The 249-nt window shown below is 63.1% G+C and carries 1 pseudogene; it reads right to left on the reverse strand.

Annotated features, from left to right (window positions below):
* Nucleotides 1–108 precede the first annotated feature (108 nt).
* Nucleotides 109–249 (reverse strand): annotated as a pseudogene (locus FS767_RS22435) (radical SAM protein); the annotation flags it as partial.

A 249-nucleotide genomic window follows, 5' to 3' on the forward strand; every position in this document is an offset into this window, starting at 1 on the left:
CAGAAAACGCAGTGTGACCATTGAAAGCAGACCCCTGTCCGGCGCCAAGTTGCCGTCGATACAGGGGCCTTAGCAGCTTTCGCGCCAGCTTCAGGCGCAGCGGATAGATCAGCCGCCGATGATCTTCATGACCGTCACGCCCCCGGAGAAGGCGACGTCCTGCTTGTCGCCCAGGGCCTTGACCAGCAGCCGCTGCAATGCCGGCAGAGCCAGGTGCCGCGGCTTGTCCAGGAGATCGCCGACATAGTG

This window comes from Pseudomonas sp. DE0010 (assembly GCF_007680745.1).
GTDB lineage: Bacteria > Pseudomonadota > Gammaproteobacteria > Pseudomonadales > Pseudomonadaceae > Aquipseudomonas > Aquipseudomonas parafulva_B.